The sequence below is a fragment of the Arthrobacter bussei genome, assembly GCF_009377195.2.
GTDB lineage: Bacteria > Actinomycetota > Actinomycetes > Actinomycetales > Micrococcaceae > Arthrobacter_D > Arthrobacter_D bussei.
Map to the genome: position 1 here is coordinate 1,637,467 of NZ_VJXX01000001.1, position 16,377 is coordinate 1,653,843.

General features: G+C 64.6%; 15 protein-coding genes. 8 read left to right on the forward strand and 7 right to left on the reverse strand.

Translation table 11 applies throughout. The annotated features are described in order from the left end of the window. Positions 1–56 precede the first annotated feature (56 nt). The 7 genes from FNH21_RS07790 to rpmH all read right to left on the reverse strand — a co-directional run bounded on the left by FNH21_RS07790 (position 57) and on the right by rpmH (position 4,479). The gene (locus FNH21_RS07790; RefSeq protein ID WP_152814221.1) at positions 57–944 is read right to left on the reverse strand and encodes a ParA family protein; all 888 of its coding nucleotides are present in this window, start codon (positions 942–944) and stop codon (positions 57–59) included. 329 nt (positions 945–1,273) lie between these two features. Next, positions 1,274–1,945 carry a 16S rRNA (guanine(527)-N(7))-methyltransferase RsmG gene (gene rsmG, locus FNH21_RS07795; protein WP_152813574.1) on the reverse strand — a complete coding sequence of 224 codons (672 nt, stop codon included), beginning with the start codon at positions 1,943–1,945 and terminating at the stop codon, positions 1,274–1,276. Then, positions 1,938–2,558: a Jag family protein gene (locus FNH21_RS07800; RefSeq protein ID WP_152813576.1), complete on the reverse strand. Its 621-nt coding sequence runs from the start codon at positions 2,556–2,558 to the stop codon at positions 1,938–1,940. Before FNH21_RS07800 ends, rsmG begins: the two co-directional genes overlap by 8 nt. Further along, entirely contained in the window at positions 2,555–3,517 is a 963-nt protein-coding gene (gene yidC, locus FNH21_RS07805) for a membrane protein insertase YidC (RefSeq protein WP_152813578.1), read from the reverse strand. Before yidC ends, FNH21_RS07800 begins: the two co-directional genes overlap by 4 nt. Positions 3,518–3,519: 2 nt before the next feature. Then, positions 3,520–3,882 (reverse strand): membrane protein insertion efficiency factor YidD, encoded by a 363-nt coding sequence (gene yidD, locus FNH21_RS07810; protein WP_422108752.1) that lies wholly within the window; start codon positions 3,880–3,882, stop codon positions 3,520–3,522. Next, positions 3,879–4,259, reverse strand: coding sequence for a ribonuclease P protein component (rnpA, locus tag FNH21_RS07815; protein ID WP_191931703.1), 381 nt, complete (start codon positions 4,257–4,259; stop codon positions 3,879–3,881). Before rnpA ends, yidD begins: the two co-directional genes overlap by 4 nt. An 82-nt stretch (positions 4,260–4,341) precedes the next feature. Next, positions 4,342–4,479: a 50S ribosomal protein L34 gene (gene rpmH / locus FNH21_RS07820; RefSeq protein ID WP_022892375.1), complete on the reverse strand. Its 138-nt coding sequence runs from the start codon at positions 4,477–4,479 to the stop codon at positions 4,342–4,344. A gap of 413 nt (positions 4,480–4,892) precedes the next feature. Between rpmH and dnaA the strand changes: the two genes are divergently transcribed. From dnaA to FNH21_RS07860, 8 genes are all read left to right on the forward strand, one after another. Further along, positions 4,893–6,353: a chromosomal replication initiator protein DnaA gene (dnaA, locus tag FNH21_RS07825; protein ID WP_152813582.1), complete on the forward strand. Its 1,461-nt coding sequence runs from the start codon at positions 4,893–4,895 to the stop codon at positions 6,351–6,353. 473 nt (positions 6,354–6,826) lie between these two features. Next, the gene (gene dnaN / locus FNH21_RS07830) at positions 6,827–7,951 is read left to right on the forward strand and encodes a DNA polymerase III subunit beta (RefSeq protein ID WP_191931704.1); all 1,125 of its coding nucleotides are present in this window, start codon (positions 6,827–6,829) and stop codon (positions 7,949–7,951) included. A gap of 64 nt (positions 7,952–8,015) precedes the next feature. Further along, positions 8,016–8,912 (forward strand): phosphogluconate dehydrogenase (NAD(+)-dependent, decarboxylating), encoded by an 897-nt coding sequence (gene gnd / locus FNH21_RS07835; RefSeq protein ID WP_152813586.1) that lies wholly within the window; start codon positions 8,016–8,018, stop codon positions 8,910–8,912. Between the two features lie 10 nt (positions 8,913–8,922). Beyond that, entirely contained in the window at positions 8,923–10,140 is a 1,218-nt protein-coding gene (recF, locus tag FNH21_RS07840; protein ID WP_191931705.1) for a DNA replication/repair protein RecF, read from the forward strand. 58 nt (positions 10,141–10,198) lie between these two features. Next, positions 10,199–10,747, forward strand: coding sequence for a DciA family protein (locus FNH21_RS07845; protein ID WP_152813588.1), 549 nt, complete (start codon positions 10,199–10,201; stop codon positions 10,745–10,747). A gap of 240 nt (positions 10,748–10,987) precedes the next feature. Beyond that, a complete protein-coding gene (gene gyrB, locus FNH21_RS07850; RefSeq protein WP_422108759.1) occupies positions 10,988–13,015 on the forward strand; it encodes a DNA topoisomerase (ATP-hydrolyzing) subunit B in 2,028 nt (675 codons plus the stop codon). Positions 13,016–13,155: 140 nt separating this feature from the next. Then, positions 13,156–15,825 (forward strand): DNA gyrase subunit A, encoded by a 2,670-nt coding sequence (gene gyrA / locus FNH21_RS07855; RefSeq protein WP_152813590.1) that lies wholly within the window; start codon positions 13,156–13,158, stop codon positions 15,823–15,825. Further along, complete coding sequence (locus tag FNH21_RS07860) at positions 15,822–16,358, forward strand: DUF3566 domain-containing protein (protein WP_191931706.1); 537 nt, start codon at positions 15,822–15,824, stop codon at positions 16,356–16,358. The genes gyrA and FNH21_RS07860 overlap by 4 nt, the downstream gene beginning before the upstream one ends. The last annotated feature ends 19 nt before the right edge of the window (positions 16,359–16,377 follow it).

Genomic DNA, 16,377 nt, shown 5'->3' on the forward strand with positions numbered 1-16,377 from the left:
GGACCGAAAGCCCACCAGTACAGTTCAGGGGTTCGGATCACCCGGACCCGCAACTCCTATGAACGCGAAGCGATCTCCGCGGCGGCTTCCTGATACGACAGCGCACCACTCGAGGAGGGATCGTAGGTCATGACGGTCTGCTGGTAGCTGGGGGCTTCGGAGATGCGGACGGAGCGAGGAACCACAGCCTTCAGGACCTGCTCAGGGAAGTGCTCCCGTACCTCAGCCGCGACCTGCGCCGCGAGGTTCGTCCGACCGTCGTACATGGTCAGGAGGATGGTCGAGACAGCGAGATCCGCATTGAGGTGCTTCTGGATCATCTCGATGTTCTTCAGGAGCTGGCTCAATCCCTCGAGCGCGTAGTACTCGCACTGGATAGGGATCAGCACTTCCTTGGCCGCCACGAAAGCATTGACGGTGAGGAGGCCGAGACTGGGGGGACAGTCGATGAACACGAAGTCCAGCCGTGGCTCGCCCTTCTCCTCCCTTTCCTTCGCGTAGACATCGATGGCACGGCGAAGGCGTTGCTCCCTCGCAACCAGGGACACCAGTTCGATCTCAGCCCCAGCGAGATGGATCGTCGCCGGCGCGCAGATGAGGTTGGGAACGTCAGGGCAAGGCGCAACCACCTCACGGAGGGGAACGTCATCGATGAGAACGTCGTAAATGGAATCAACATCAGCATGGTGGTCGATGTTGAGTGCGGTCGAGGCGTTGCCCTGGGGGTCGATGTCGATCACGAGGACCTGCAGCCCCGCGGTGGCCAGCGCGGCGGCGATGTTGACCGTCGTCGTCGTCTTGCCCACCCCGCCCTTCTGATTGCTGATGGTCATGATGCGCGTGTTGTGCGGCTTGGGGAGTTGCTTGCCCATCAGCTTCTCCCGACGCTTCGCTTCGTTCGCCAGCTCCCGTCCGAGAGGCGACGAGTCGTCCATCGTCTCCATCACGCTTCCGCCCCGGGTCGCCTTCTTCGTCGTTGTATCGGCAGAGCCGACCGTCTTGCTGTGCGCTGCCACAGTTTCACGTGGAACAACTCCAGTATTCGCAGGATCTGCAAACACTCCCGGTTGTATTTCGCGCAGGCCGACCGAAAGCTTGTTGCCGAGGGCCCGATGGGTCTCGATCTTCTTCACGGGGGCGTCCTTGATGGTCACTCAGTTGCTCACTCTCACATGCCAGACGTCGTTATCTACAAGGGTAGCCGGAACAGAGTGTGACACAGCCGCCATCTGTCGGAGAGGTGGGTGAGCCTGCGCGAGCAGGGGAACGGGGATCAGCGGATCCGTACGGGAATCCGCACCACCGTCGTCGGCTCCTCCAGCAATGAATCGCCGATCGTCACGATCTCGGGCGTTCCGCCTCCCAGCTTCCGGATGACCTTCTTCGCCTTCTCGATCTCCTCGGACGCGCCACGCCCTTTGATCGCGAGCACCTCTCCGCCCGGGCGAGCCAGGGGAATTGTCCAACCTGCCAGCGTCGTGAGGGCGGACACCGCGCGGGCCGTCACATAGTCGCCTGCGACAGCACCGACTACTTGCTCTGCCCTCGCCCGGTGAACCGTCACGTTCTCGAGTCCGAGGTCCCGGACGACCTCGTTCAACCAGATGACCCGCCGCTCCAGGGGTTCCACCAGGTGCAGCTCGAGGTCCGGACGGGCGATGGCGATCGCCACGCCAGGCAGGCCGGCACCGCTTCCGACGTCCACGACCGTTGTATCCGCCGTCATCAGGTCGGCGACCACCGCGCAGTTGAGAACATGGCGTCCCCACAGTCGAGGGACCTCCCGTGGCCCCAGGAGACCCCGTTCCATGCCGGACGATGCGAGATGGGCGACGAAGGAGCGAGCAGTCTCTATCCGGCCCCCGAAGATGCTCTCGGCCGCGGCGAGTTCGTGCCGACTGGGTTCAGGAATCCCCCCCGGCTCCTGATCCGGGCTGTCAGTCATCGCTCGGCGACACGACGATGTGTCGCGCCTGACCCTCGCCCTCGGACTCACTGACGAGCCCGAGATCGGCGACGACGTCGTGCACGATCTTCCGTTCGTAGGCGGACATGGGAGCAAGGGCGACATCCTCGCCGCTTTCCTTCACCTTGTCGACGGCCTCCTGCGCTACCGCAGTCAGCTCCCGCCCACGCTTGTCACGATAGCCGTCGACGTCCAGCACCAGCCGGGACCGGGCGTCGGTCGCGGTCAGGACACTGAGTCGGGTGAGCTCCTGCAGTGCCTCGAGGACCTCCCCATCGGCGCCGACGAGTGCCCCGAGACCTGTGTCCGCGGACCCCTCGGACACGATGGAGATGTAGGTGCGGCCACTTCGCACCTCGATGTCGATATCCCCGTCGATATCGGCGATGTCCAGGAGTTCCTCGAGATAATCGGCAGCGACATCGCCCTCCTCGTCCAGTCTCGACGACCTCGATCCCGCCGGACCCTCCGTCTCCTCGGCAGGATTCACCTCGTGGGCGTCCACTTCCGAGGTCTCCGCCTGTTCGGACTCACCCTGGTCCATCCCGTTCGGGTCGAGCTCGGGAGCCTGTTCTTCGTTGTCTACGCTCATCGCTTCTTCCTCTTCTTCCGCTGGGGCTGGACGCGCTGCACCCGGGCCTCCGGAACGGACTCGATGGCGGGCTCGGTCTTCCGCTCACCGAGGAGCGGCACCATGGGCAGACCCTTCTTGGCGCGGCGATCAGCCAGTGCCTTCGCAGCGGGCGATCCCGGCGTCGGCATCCTCCGGATGACGTAGAACTGCTGGGCCATGGTCCACACATTGGTGGTGGTCCAGTACACGAGGACACCGATCGGGAAGTTGATGCCACCGATCCCGAAGACCAACGGGAGGATGTAGAGCATGATCTTCTGCTGACGCATGAAGGGGCTCTGCATGGCCTCCTCGGACATGTTCTTCGCCATGATCTGCTTCTGCGTGATGAACTGAGAAGCTGTCATCGCGATGATCATGATGACGGAGAGGATGATCACGCTGATGTTCCCGTCGGCTCCGAAGCTGCCGAGGAAGGTGGACGAGAGGGGAGCACCGAAGATGGTGGCGTCGTCGAACTGGCGGACGGACTCCGGGGACAGGGCGCCGATCTCGATGCCCTCCTCGCTCGCGCGGGAGATCCCGTTGAGGACCGTGAAGAGCGCGAAGAAGAACGGCATCTGGATCAGGATCGGCAAGCAGGCAGCGAACGGGTTCGTCCCGTGCTTCTTGTAGAGCGCCATCTGCTCCTGCGTCATGGCCTGGCGCGAGAGCTGGTCGGTCTTGCCCTTGTACTTCTGCTGCAGCTTGCGGAGATCCGGCTGCAGGGCCTGCATCCCGCGCTGCGCCTTGATCTGCTTGACGAAGACCGGGATCAGTGCAGCACGGATGACCACGACGAGGCCGACGATGGAGAGCACCCAGGTCCACCCGGATGCCGGGTCCATTCCGAGGAACGAGAAGCCCTCGTGGAACATGAACATGATCCACGACACGAGCCACCTGAACGGCGCCAGGATCGTCTCAAAAAAACCCATAATCAGTTTGCTCCTCGAGCCGCCGGGCGGCTTTCGTCATCGGCCGGGATGACCGGGTGGTTCAACACAACAATCGAAGGGATTTTCCCGTCCGGAAATATCCTGGAACCCGCGGGTACGTGGTCCACGCCGCCGTCGTTCCATGGGTGGCAGCGGGCCACCCGCCGTGCGGCGAGCCACGTTCCCCTCAGGAAACCGTGGACGGTGACCGCCTCCAATGCATAGGCGGAGCAACTCGGGTAGAACCGGCACACTTGGCCGTACAGCGGAGAGACGACCTTCCGGTACGCGATCAGGAGCCCGATCGCTGCGAGGCGTGGCAGACCGCTGAGGAAGGCCAGCACATCGACGGCGACCTTCCTCACGATACTCTGCCTTCCTTCTCCGGGACCTGCGGCCGCTCCAGCTTCCGTGCCACCGCGGCGAGGCCTCCCGTCACGTCCCGGCGCACCTCTGCCCACTCGGCGCCGGCCGAGGCGGGAAGTGCGCGGACGACGACGTCGAAACCCTGCGGGTGTGTCCGGATCCACTCCGCCATGACATGGCGCAGCCTTCGCTTAACGAGGTTCCGCGCGACGGCGTTCCCGACATTCTTCCCGACGATGAAACCGACCCGGGAGGGTGCGTCCGCCGGCGTCCTGCACCCGTATAGCACGACGTTCCGGCGCCCTGAACGGACACCGGAACGTACGGTACGTGCAAAATCCGCCGCTGCTCGCACCCGATGGATCACCGGGAGCACAGGACGGACCAATCCACGGAGGGAAGAGGAGAGCCTGCGCCGGCGTGATCACCCGAGGGCTGCATGGCGGGGAGGGAACCGCTTAGGCCGAGAGTTCGGTACGGCCCTTGCCGCGGCGCGCCGACAGGATGGCGCGGCCTGCGCGGGTGCGCATGCGAAGACGGAAACCGTGCTTCTTGGCACGACGGCGGTTATTCGGCTGAAAGGTCCGCTTGCTCACTGTAGTTACTCCAGAACGATCTTGAGATGCGTCCGGCCCATTGCAACAAGGGGGAAGAACAGACTGACGCGATGAAGGTGTACATCCGACACTCGCGGGAGAGCTGTCACATCCCGAGGCCACTTCGTACCCGGGAACATCTGTGATGGCATGCGAAATGCAGACATGTTGGACTACATAACGTTAGGGGACGCGGCTCAGGGGCGTCAAACTCGCGGCAGGTCGGCTGTGGACCATCGTTCTCTACAGCCTGTGGACAACCGGTGCCGGACCAACAGTACACGCCCGCTCCCGAGCTCCCCGTGAGGGTCTTCACACCCCCGTGCAGGCCCCGTAGGTCCGCTATCTTCTGTAATTTCCATCCTCTAGTCTTGCCATGGTCCGTTTATCCACGCTTGTGTACAACTCTGTGGATGACGGACCTTTTCGAGGGTGGATTGCAGAGCCAAGAGGGGTTTTCCGTGGGTACAGATGAGGTAAACGACGTAGGGAGCTCCTGGCGTAAAGTCATCCGGACCCTCGAGCAGGACGATCGGGTCACTCCACGGCAGCGGGGCTTCATGGTCCTGGCCCAGGCGCAGGGGCTCATCGGTACCACCATGCTGATCGCAGTTCCCAACGAACTCACGCGTGAAGTGCTGCAGACGCAATTGAAGAGTGCGCTCGACGAAGCCCTGCACGATGTCTTCCGCGAGGACATCCAGTGCGCCTTCGTCATCGACCCGGAGCTGACCCCCGTCAGGGAGGAGGAACCGGATCCCGAACCGGAGGAATCCTCCCCGGAACCCAAGGGCGAGACGAAGCCGTCGCCGACACCACCGAGCAACTCGCACGAGTTCGGCCGGCTCAACCCGAAGTACATCTTCGACACCTTCGTCATCGGATCCTCCAACCGCTTCGCCCACGCTGCTGCCGTGGCTGTCGCCGAAGCACCGGCGAAGGCCTACAACCCCCTGTTCATCTATGGCGACTCGGGCCTCGGGAAGACACACCTCCTGCACGCCATCGGGCACTACGCCCGCCATCTGTACACGGGTATCAGGGTCAGGTACGTGAATTCGGAGGAATTCACCAACGACTTCATCAACTCGATCCGGGACGACGAGGGATCGAGCTTCAAACAGACCTATCGCAACGTGGACATCCTCCTCATCGACGACATCCAGTTCCTCTCCGGCAAGGACCGGACGATGGAGGAGTTCTTCCACACCTTCAACGCGCTGCACAACCACAACAAGCAGGTCGTCATCACGTCGGACCTGCCACCCAAGCAGCTGATCGGGTTCGAGGAGCGCATGCGGTCCCGCTTCGAATGGGGTCTGCTGACCGACATCCAGCCACCCGAACTGGAGACAAGGATCGCGATCCTGCGCAAGAAAGCGATCAGCGACAGTCTGAGCGCGCCCGACGACGTCCTCGAGTACATCGCCTCGAAGATCGCCACCAACATCCGGGAGCTCGAGGGGGCTCTGATCCGGGTGACGGCGTTCGCCAGCCTGAACCGGCAGCAGGTCGACGTCAACCTGGCGGAGATCGTCCTCAAGGACCTCATCTCCGACGACGGCGCCCGGGAGATCACGTCGACGGTGATCATGGCGCAGACGGCCGACTACTTCCAGATCAGCATGGAGGAGTTGTGCAGCAAGTCGCGGACACGCACCCTTGTCACTGCACGGCAGATCGCGATGTATCTGTGCCGGGAGCTGACGGACATGTCGCTTCCGAAGATCGGCGCCGAACTCGGCGGACGTGATCACACCACCGTCATCCATGCGGACCGGAAGATCCGGGAACTCATGGCCGAACGCCGGGCGATCTTCAATCAGGTCACTGAACTGACCAACCGGATCAAGCACAAACAACGCGAAACGTGAGCCCGCCTATCGGAGCGAGAGCCCCCGTCGGTAATTAACAGGTGTGGACACAGCTGTGGATAAACCCCTCCCTCAGCCCGGTCATCCTGAGGACAAACCCCCTCCACCCTGTGGATGCCCGGAATTACAAGGATCTTGCCCACAGGAGGCTCCTGTCGACCGTTCTGCCGACCCACACCTTGTCCACAGGCCACTTCGGTGCAAGCCCGCGGCCGCAGCGGGTTATCCACAGAATCCACAGCAGTTATTAACACTACGAACCTTAAACTTCAAAAGTTCTTCAGATAACATTCCACGTCCCGCCCCACGCCGATCCCCGGGACCTCCGCCCCGCTTCGCGGACGCGATGTCCGGCTAAGCTTTCACCCAGTAGGGTTGTAGTTCCCCGTGCCCGGGCACCTCCGTGGACGACGTTGGACCCATCACCCGCCGGCTGCGCCGGTGGCTGTTTTTTTGAAAGGCGGCACTGCTCCGTGAAATTCAGAGTTGAGCGGGATGTACTGGCGGAGGCTGTCTCCTGGACCGCACGCTCGCTGTCTCCACGCCCGCCGGTGCCCGTTCTCGCAGGACTGCTCATCAAGGCGGAAGCAGGAACACTCAGCCTCGCCAGCTTCGACTACGAGATCTCCGCGCGCCTCGAGATCGCCGCGGATGTCCTCGAAGAAGGCACGATCCTCGTGTCAGGCAGGCTCCTCGCCGATATCTGCCGCAGCCTTCCGTCCGCTCCCGTCGAGGTCGCCACCGACGGCTCCAAGGTCACCCTCACCTGCCGGAACAGCCGCTTCAACCTCGCCACCATGCCGGAAGGTGAATACCCGGAGCTACCGAAGCTGCCCGACGTCAGTGGTGTCGTGGACGGAGAAGCGTTCGCCCAGGCCGTCTCCCAGGTGATCATCGCCGCCAGCCGGGATGACACGTTGCCCATCCTGACCGGTGTCCGCATGGAGATCGAGGACGATCTCATCACGCTGCTCGCAACCGACAGGTACCGTCTGGCGCTCCGCGAAGTGTCCTGGAAGCCGACCACCCCTGGCATCTCGACCAGCGCACTCGTTAAGGCGAAGACCCTCAACGAGGTGGCGAAGACACTGGGCGGGGCCGGGGACCTCAACATCGCGTTCTCAGCGGACTCGGAACTGATCGGATTCGAATCAGGCGGTCGACGCACCACCTCGCTCCTCGTGGATGGTGACTACCCGAAGATCCGTTCGCTCTTCCCGGAGAAGACCCCGATCCACGCAACGGTCCAGACCAGCACCCTGGTCGAAGCGGTACGTCGTGTCTCCCTCGTCGCAGAGCGGAATACACCCGTCCGCCTCGCCTTCACCGATGGTCAGGTCACGCTCGACGCCGGCACCGGCGAAGACGCACAGGCATCCGAGGCCATCGAAGCGACCCTGGACGGCGACGACATCACCGTCGCCTTCAACCCCCATTACCTGAGTGAGGGTCTGGGTGCCTTCAGCAGCCCGTATGTGCGCTTCTCCTTTACCTCACCTCCGAAACCTGCGGTCATGTCCGCCCAGGATGACGTCACGGGTGAGGACAGGGAAGACTACAGGTACCTGCTGATGCCCGTGCGGCTCCCCAACCAGTAGGCCGCCGGCAGGCACAGCGATCGGCCTCACCCTCGGCCGAACTCACCGTCAGAAGGAGAATCTCATGCATATCGGCCTCATCGGACTCGGAAAAATGGGTTTCAACATGAGAGGTCGGTTGCGGGAGAAGGGCATCGAGGTCACCGGATTCGACCGGAGTCCCGACCGCACCGACGTTCCGAGCCTCGAGGAGCTCGTCGGGGCGCTCCCCACCCCGCGGATCATCTGGGTGATGGTTCCTGCGGGGCAGATCACCGACGCGGTGGTGAAGGACCTCTCCGAGCTCCTGAGCCCGGGCGACCTCGTGATCGACGGCGGCAACTCGAAGTTCACGGACGATCAGATCCACGCGACCCTGCTCGCGCAGAAGGGCGTCAGGTTCCTCGACTGCGGCGTGTCCGGCGGGGTGTGGGGCCTGGAGAACGGCTACGGACTCATGGCCGGAGGGACCCAGGAGGACATCGAGCTCGCCATGCCGATCTTCGACGCGCTGCGTCCCGAGGGCGAGCGTTCCGAGAGCTTCGTCCACGTCGGGGACGTCGGTGCCGGTCACTACGCCAAGATGGTCCACAACGGGATCGAGTACGGACTCATGCAGTCCTACGCCGAGGGGTACGAGCTGCTCGAGGCCAAGGACATCGTCAAGGACGTCCACGGCACCTTCGCCGCATGGCAGAAGGGGACCGTCGTGCGGTCCTGGCTCCTGGACCTCCTCGTCAAGGCGTTGCAGGAGGACCCGGGACTGTCGAAGATCGCCGGCTACGTCGAGGATTCGGGTGAGGGCCGCTGGACGGTCGAGGAAGCCATCGCCAACTCCGTGCCCGCGCCCGCCATCACGGCCGCCCTCTTCGCCCGCTTCGCCTCACGTCAGGACGATGCACCCGCGATGAAGATGGTCGCAGCACTCCGCAACCAGTTCGGCGGTCACGCCGTCAAGCCCGCCCAACCGAAAGCGGAGTGAGTGGTGCCCGGTGTACGTTGAGCACCTCTCGCTCACCGGGTTCCGCAGCTACCCGCAGCTCGACACGGACATAGGCCCTGGGACCACGGTTTTCGTGGGACCTAACGGTGTCGGCAAGACCAACATCGTCGAGGCCGTGGGGTATCTGGCCTCGCTGTCCTCCCATCGGGTCAGTACCGACCGGCCCCTCATCACCTTCGGAGAGAACAGGGCGATCATCCGCGGACGGCTGGTGCGTGGGGAGCAGCGGACCACCGTCGAGGTGGAGATCAATGCCGAGACCGCCAACCGGGCCCGCATCAACCGCTCGAATCCCGTACGGGCACGTGATGCCGCCGGGATCCTGAAGACCGTGCTCTTCGCACCGGAGGACCTCGCCCTGGTGAAGGGGGACCCTTCCGGTCGACGACGGTATCTCGACGACGTCATGGTCTCGCTGCTTCCCCATCAGTCCGCCCTCCGCGCCGATTACGAGCGTGTCCTGAAACAGCGGAACGCTCTCCTGAAGTCGGGCCGGGCCGCCGGGCGGTTCTCGGCCGCCCACGAGTCGACCCTCGACGTCTGGGACCAGCACCTCGCCGAGGCGGGGGCACGCCTGCTGTCCGCGCGGCTGGTGCTCGTCGGACAACTCCGGCCGCTCGTCCAGCGGGCCTATGCGGAGTTGACGGACGGATCGAAGTCCGCGGAGCTCGCCTATGCCTCGAGTGTCTCCGATTCGACGACTGCCGATTCCGGCGCCGATGCTGACGATCCGATCGCCGTACCCGGTGACGGCACGGAGAACACCCTGCGGGGTATGGACGTCCCGGCACTGACCCAGCTGTTCGTCGATACCCTGCTGCGGCACCGGAAGAAGGAACTGGAGCGCGGGCTCTCCCTCGTGGGACCGCATCGGGATGATCTCGGCCTGGTACTCGGAGGTGCGCCCGCGAAGGGATACGCGTCCCACGGTGAGACCTGGTCCATGGCACTCGCCCTGAGGCTTGCCTCCTACTACCTGCTGCTGCAGGAGGACCGGACACCCGGGGGTGGTCCCGTGCTGATCCTCGACGACGTCTTCGCGGAGCTCGACGCCGAGAGGCGCCACAGGCTCGCGTCGATCGTGGCGCCCGCCGAACAGGTGCTGGTGACCGCCGCGGTGGGCGACGACATCCCCGATGCCCTGGTCGGTCGACAGATCCGCGTGGTGTCCGGTGGAATCGATGCAGGGGGTACCCTTCATGCCTGACCCCGAGGCCAGTGAGGAGCCAGAGAATATACGACAGTCGGCATATTCCGATGGTGGTATGACTCCCGATCCTCCTGACGATGCGGGTGACCGTGGTCCCAGGGCTGCTTTCCCCGAGCAGGACGCTCCCCAGGCCCTGCTGAACCGCCTGCGGAACGCCTCCGCGTCGCGTGGCACTCCACGCGAAGCCGCCACCCGGAAGCCGGCGAAGACGGCCCGCAGGCGCTGGTCCCCGGATCCGGTCTACGGGGGGCGTGATCCCGAGGGAGTGGGGAACGTCTTCTCCCGCATGCTCGCCGAGCGGGGGTGGAGGTCTCCGGTCGCCGTCGGATCGGTCCTCTCACGCTGGGACGAGATCGTCGGCGCGGACATCGCAGCCCACTGCGTACCGGAGAGCTTCGACGCGGACACGGTCCTGGTGAGGTGCGACTCGACAGCCTGGGCCACGCAGTTGCGCCTCATCACGCCGCAGGTCCTTCAGCGGTTCGAGGTGGAGCTCGGTCCCGGAGTCGTCACGCGCCTGTCCGTCGTCGGGCCGGCGGCGCCCAGCTGGCGGAAGGGCGGGCGGACCGTGAAGGGCCGCGGTCCGCGTGACACCTACGGATGACGCGTGGCGTGTCCAGCGTCCCCTGAACGGGCTGTAGGGCAATCGGGGGTGCCTCACCCGTATCGGGCCTCACGGGACGACCCGCTGTTCGCTCTGACGCCCGTTCAGTGGCCGATGAGGGCCTGTTCGTGCGAGATTGTAGCCCTCCTCAGGGTAGAATGGGATGAGATTGTTGTTGTCCACCCAGTTGAGGAGCCGTCTGCGCCTGTGGCACACGAGAACGAGTTGAACGCAAGTGATGTGGTGATCGGCGAAGGCGAGTCCCCGATCCTGGAGGCAGCGACGGAACACGCGTACGGCGCGAGCGAGATCACAGTCCTCGAGGGCCTGGAAGCCGTGCGGAAGCGGCCGGGGATGTACATCGGCTCGACCGGTCCGCGGGGGCTCCATCACCTCGTGTACGAGGTCGTCGACAACTCCGTCGACGAGGCACTGGCCGGGTACTGCGACCACATCGAGGTCACCCTGCAGGCCGACGGCGGGGTGAAGGTCGTCGACAACGGCCGAGGGATCCCCGTGGACATGCACCCGACGGAGGGTCGGCCGACCGTCGAGGTCGTCATGACCATCCTGCACGCGGGCGGGAAGTTCGGTGGTGGGGGTTACGCCGTCTCGGGCGGTCTGCACGGCGTCGGAATCTCCGTGGTGAACGCGCTGTCGAAGCGCGTCGAGACCGAGGTGCGGCGCCAGGGACACGTCTGGCGCCAGACCTTCGCGGACGGTGGGAAGCCCGTCGGCGAGCTGCGCAAGGGCGAGGAGACGACCGAGACGGGGACCACGCAGACGTTCTACCCCGATGCTTCGATCTTCGAGACGACCGAGTTCGACTTCGAGACCCTTCGGGCGCGCTTCCAGCAGATGGCCTTCCTCAACAAGGGCCTCCGGATCACCCTCACGGACGAGCACGCCGACGAGGTCGAGGACGAGGTCACCGCCGAGACCAGCGAGGACTCGACGCCCAAGCACCGAGAGGTCCAGTACCTGTACGAGAACGGCCTGCTCGACTACGTGCAGCACCTGAACTCGTCGAAGCGCGTGGAGGTGGTCCACCCCGATGTGATCGCCTTCGACACCGAGACCGCCGACCGCACCATGTCCGTGGAGATCGCACTCCAGTGGACCTCGGCGTACTCCGAGAGCGTCCACACGTACGCCAACACGATCAATACGCACGAGGGCGGGACGCACGAAGAGGGCTTTCGTGCTGCCATGACCACCCTGATCAACCGGTACGCGCGCGAGAAGAACATCATCAAGGAGAAGGACGACAACCTGACGGGTGACGACATCCGCGAGGGCCTGACGGCTGTCATCTCCGTGAAGCTCTCCGAGCCCCAGTTCGAGGGCCAGACCAAGACCAAGCTCGGGAACTCCGAGGTCAAGGGGTTCGTCCAGCGGGTGGTCACGGACCAGCTCGGGGACTGGCTCGAGCGCAATCCCGGCCCGGCCCGTGATGTCATCCGCAAGTCGATCCAGGCTTCCCAGGCCCGCCTCGCTGCCCGCAAGGCTCGAGAGTCCACACGGCGGAAGGGGCTCCTCGAATCCGGCGGGATGCCCGGAAAGCTCAAGGACTGCCAGTCCAAGGACCCCTCGCGTTCCGAGATCTACATCGTGGAGGGTGACTCGGCAGGCGGTTCCGCGGTCCGGGGGCGTAATCCCGAGACACAGGCCATCCTCCCGTTGCGCGGGAAGATCCTCAACGTCGAGCGTGCGCGCCTCGACAGGGCGCTCGGCAACAGCGAGGTCCAGGCGATGATCACGGCGTTCGGGGCCGGTATCGGTGAGGACTTCGATGTCGCGAAGGCCAGGTACCACAAGATCGTTCTCATGGCCGATGCCGATGTCGACGGGCAGCACATCACCACGCTGCTCCTCACCCTGCTGTTCCGCTACATGCGCCCGCTGATCGAGAACGGATTCGTCTACCTCGCGCAGCCGCCCCTGTACCGGATCAAGTGGTCCAACGCGAAGCACGACTACGTCTTCAGCGACAGGGAGCGTGACGAGGTCATCAAGATGGGCCTGGCGCGGAACCAGCGTCTTCCGAAGGACAACGGGATCCAGCGGTACAAGGGCCTCGGCGAGATGGACTACACCGAACTGTGGGACACCACCATGGATCCTGATCACCGGACGCTGCTGCAGGTGACCATGGACGACGCCGCCGCAGCCGACCAGGTGTTCTCGGTACTCATGGGCGAGGACGTCGAATCGCGACGCAACTTCATCCAGCAGAACGCCAAGGACGTGCGTTTCCTCGACATCTGAGCCGACACCCGGCATCTTGCCGGCGCGACGAAATCTGCTCGTTCCTCGCAGATATTGAGGCGCCTACACAAGATGTCGGGCACCGGCCGGCGACCGCGTCTCCTTTGTGGTCGAGAACCTTTCACGAACGGAACTGATTCATGAGTGACGACATCACCGGCAACGGACCGGACGAGCCCATCGAGGGTGAGGTCCTGACGGACCGCGTGGAGCAGGTCGACCTGCAGACGGAGATGCAGCGGTCCTACCTGGACTACGCCATGGCCGTCATCGTCGGCCGTGCCCTGCCCGACGTCCGTGACGGACTCAAGCCCGTACACCGTCGCGTGCTCTATGCGATGTTCGACGGTGGCTACCGGCCGGACCGTTCGTTCAACAAGTGCGCCCGCGTGGTCGGCGAGGTCATGGGGCAGTACCACCCCCATGGCGACTCCGCGATCTACGACGCCCTCGTCCGGCTCATCCAGGACTGGACCATGCGGTACCCGCTGGCGCTCGGGCAGGGCAACTTCGGGTCGCCGGGCAACGACGGCGCCGCCGCGCCGCGGTACACCGAGACGAAGATGGCGCCACTCGCCATGGAGATGGTCCGCGACATCGACGAGGAGACCGTCGACTTCCAGGACAACTACGACGGCAAGAACCAGGAACCGACGATCCTGCCGTCACGGTTCCCGAACCTGCTCGTCAACGGGTCCTCGGGGATTGCCGTCGGCATGGCCACCAACATCCCGCCGCACAACCTGCGCGAGGTCGCGGACGGCGTGCAGTGGTACCTCGAGAACCCCGAGGCGTCGAAGGAAGAGCTGCTCGAGGCGCTGATCGCCCGGATCAAGGGCCCCGACTTCCCCACCGGCGCGCAGATCCTCGGTCACAAGGGCATCGAGGACGCCTACCGGACCGGCCGCGGCTCCATCACGATGCGTGCCGTCGTCAATGTCGAGGAGATCCAGAACCGGACGTGCCTCGTCGTCACGGAACTCCCCTACCAGGCCAACCCGGACAACCTGGCCATCAAGATCGCCGAGCTGGTCAAGGACGGCAAGGTCAGCGGGATCGCCGACCTGCGGGACGAGACGTCGGGCCGTACGGGTCAGCGCCTCGTGATCGTCCTCAAGCGTGACGCCGTGGCGAAGGTGGTCCTGAACAACCTCTACAAGCACACGCAGCTCCAGGACAACTTCAGCGCCAACATGCTGGCCATCGTCGATGATGTGCCTCGCACGCTGAGTCTCGACGCCTTCATCCGGCACTGGGTGACCCACCAGCTCGAGGTCATCGTCCGCCGCACACGGTACAGGCTGCGCAAGGCCGAGGAGGAGGCGCACATCCTCCGCGGGCTGCTCAAGGCCCTCGATGCGCTGGACGAGGTCATCGCGCTGATCCGGGCGTCGTCGACCACCGAGGAGGCCCGGGACGGCCTCATGGGCCTGCTGTCGATCGACGAGCTCCAGGCCACGGCGATCCTGAACATGCAGCTCCGCCGCCTCGCGGCCCTGGAGCGGCAGAAGATCCAGGACCGCCATGCGGAACTCGAACAGATGATCACCGAGTTCAACAGGATCCTCGCTTCGGAGGACGTCCAGCGCGGGATCGTAAGCACCGAGCTGTCGGAGATCGTCGCCAAGTTCGGTGACGACCGCCGCACGGAGATCCTCATGGGCTACGACGGCGACATGAGCATGGAGGACCTGATCCCCGAGGAGGAGATGGTCGTCACCATCACCCGCGGTGGATACGTCAAGCGCACGCGCAGCGACAACTACCGCCAGCAGGCGCGCGGCGGCAAGGGGATCAAGGGAGCCCAGCTGCGCGGGGACGACGTGGTCGAGCACTTCTTCGTCACCACGACCCACCACTGGCTCCTGTTCTTCACCAATCTCGGCCGTGTCTACCGCGCCAAGGCGTACGAGCTGGTCGAGGCCGCGCGGGATGCCAAGGGTCAGCACGTGGCGAATCTTCTGGCCTTCCAGCCCGACGAGACGATCGCGCAGGTGCTGGATCTCCGTGACTACCAGCAGTCGCCCTATCTGGTGCTGGCCACCAAGCGCGGACTCGTCAAGAAGACGCGGCTCGAGGACTACGACACCAACCGGACGGCAGGCGTGATCGCCATCAACCTCCGGGACAACGACGAACTCGTCTCCGCTCAGCTCGTCTCCGGCGACGACGACATCATGCTGGTTTCCCGCAAGGGACAGTCGCTGCGCTTCACGGCGGACGACGACGCCCTGCGGCCCATGGGACGCGCCACCTCCGGCGTGACCGGGATGAAGTTCCGCGACGACGACGACCTGCTCGCCGCCAACGTCGTGAGCAATGACTCGTTCGTGTTCATCGTGACCGAGGGAGGCTTCGCCAAGCGCACGAAGGTCGAGGACTACCGCGTGCAGGGCCGCGGAGGACTCGGGATCAAGGTCGCGAAGCTGGCCGAGGAGCGCGGTGACCTCGTCGGTGCCCTCGTGGTCCAGGAGGAGGACGAGGTCCTCGTGGTCATGGGTGGCGGCAAGGTGGTGCGTTCCGCCGTGGCGGGAGTTCCCGCCAAGGGCCGTGACACCATGGGAGTCATCTTCGCGAAGCCGGACAAGACCGATCGCATCATCGCCGTCGCGAGGAACAGTGAGCGGAGCGTCGCGGTGGAAGAAGGCCTGGTCGACGATCCGTCCGAGGCGAGTCCCGATGTCGACGTGATCGCCACGGTGACGCCCCAGGAGGAACCTGCGCAGTTCACAGCCGATGAAGTACGGTTGTCGACAGAGGAAACGGCTGAGCCTGACGCTGAGTCGCCGGAACACGGAGGTAGCGAGTGAGCTCGGCCAACACCAACCCGCGCTCGTCGAGCGGACAGGTCCGTACGTCCGGGGCCCCGCCACGGGTGAATGCCCCGGCGCGTCCGACACAGCGTCCAGCCTCCGCAGGCGCCCAGCAGAGCAGGCCGCCGCAGCGTCCCGGGCTGGTGAGGCCGGCCCCCAAGGCCAAGGCCCGCAAGGCTCGGCTCCTCGTCAGCAAGGTGGACCCCTGGTCCGTCCTCAAGATGTCCTTCCTGCTCTCGGTCGCGCTCGGCATCGTCACCGTCGTCGCATCCTTCGTGATCTGGACCGTCCTGGACCTGACCGGAATCTTCGACGGGGTGAACGAGCTGCTCCGTGAGATAGCCGGATCGGAGAGCGGCGGCTTCGATCTGCGGCAGTTCGCTTCGCTTCCCCAGGTGCTGTCTTTCGCCACCATCATCGCGGTGGTGAACGTGGTGCTCCTGACGGCACTCGCCATGCTCTCGGCCGTGCTCTACAACATCTCTTCGACGCTGGTCGGCGGGATCGGTGTGACCCTCACTGACGACTGAACTACCGGCCTCTTCGGAT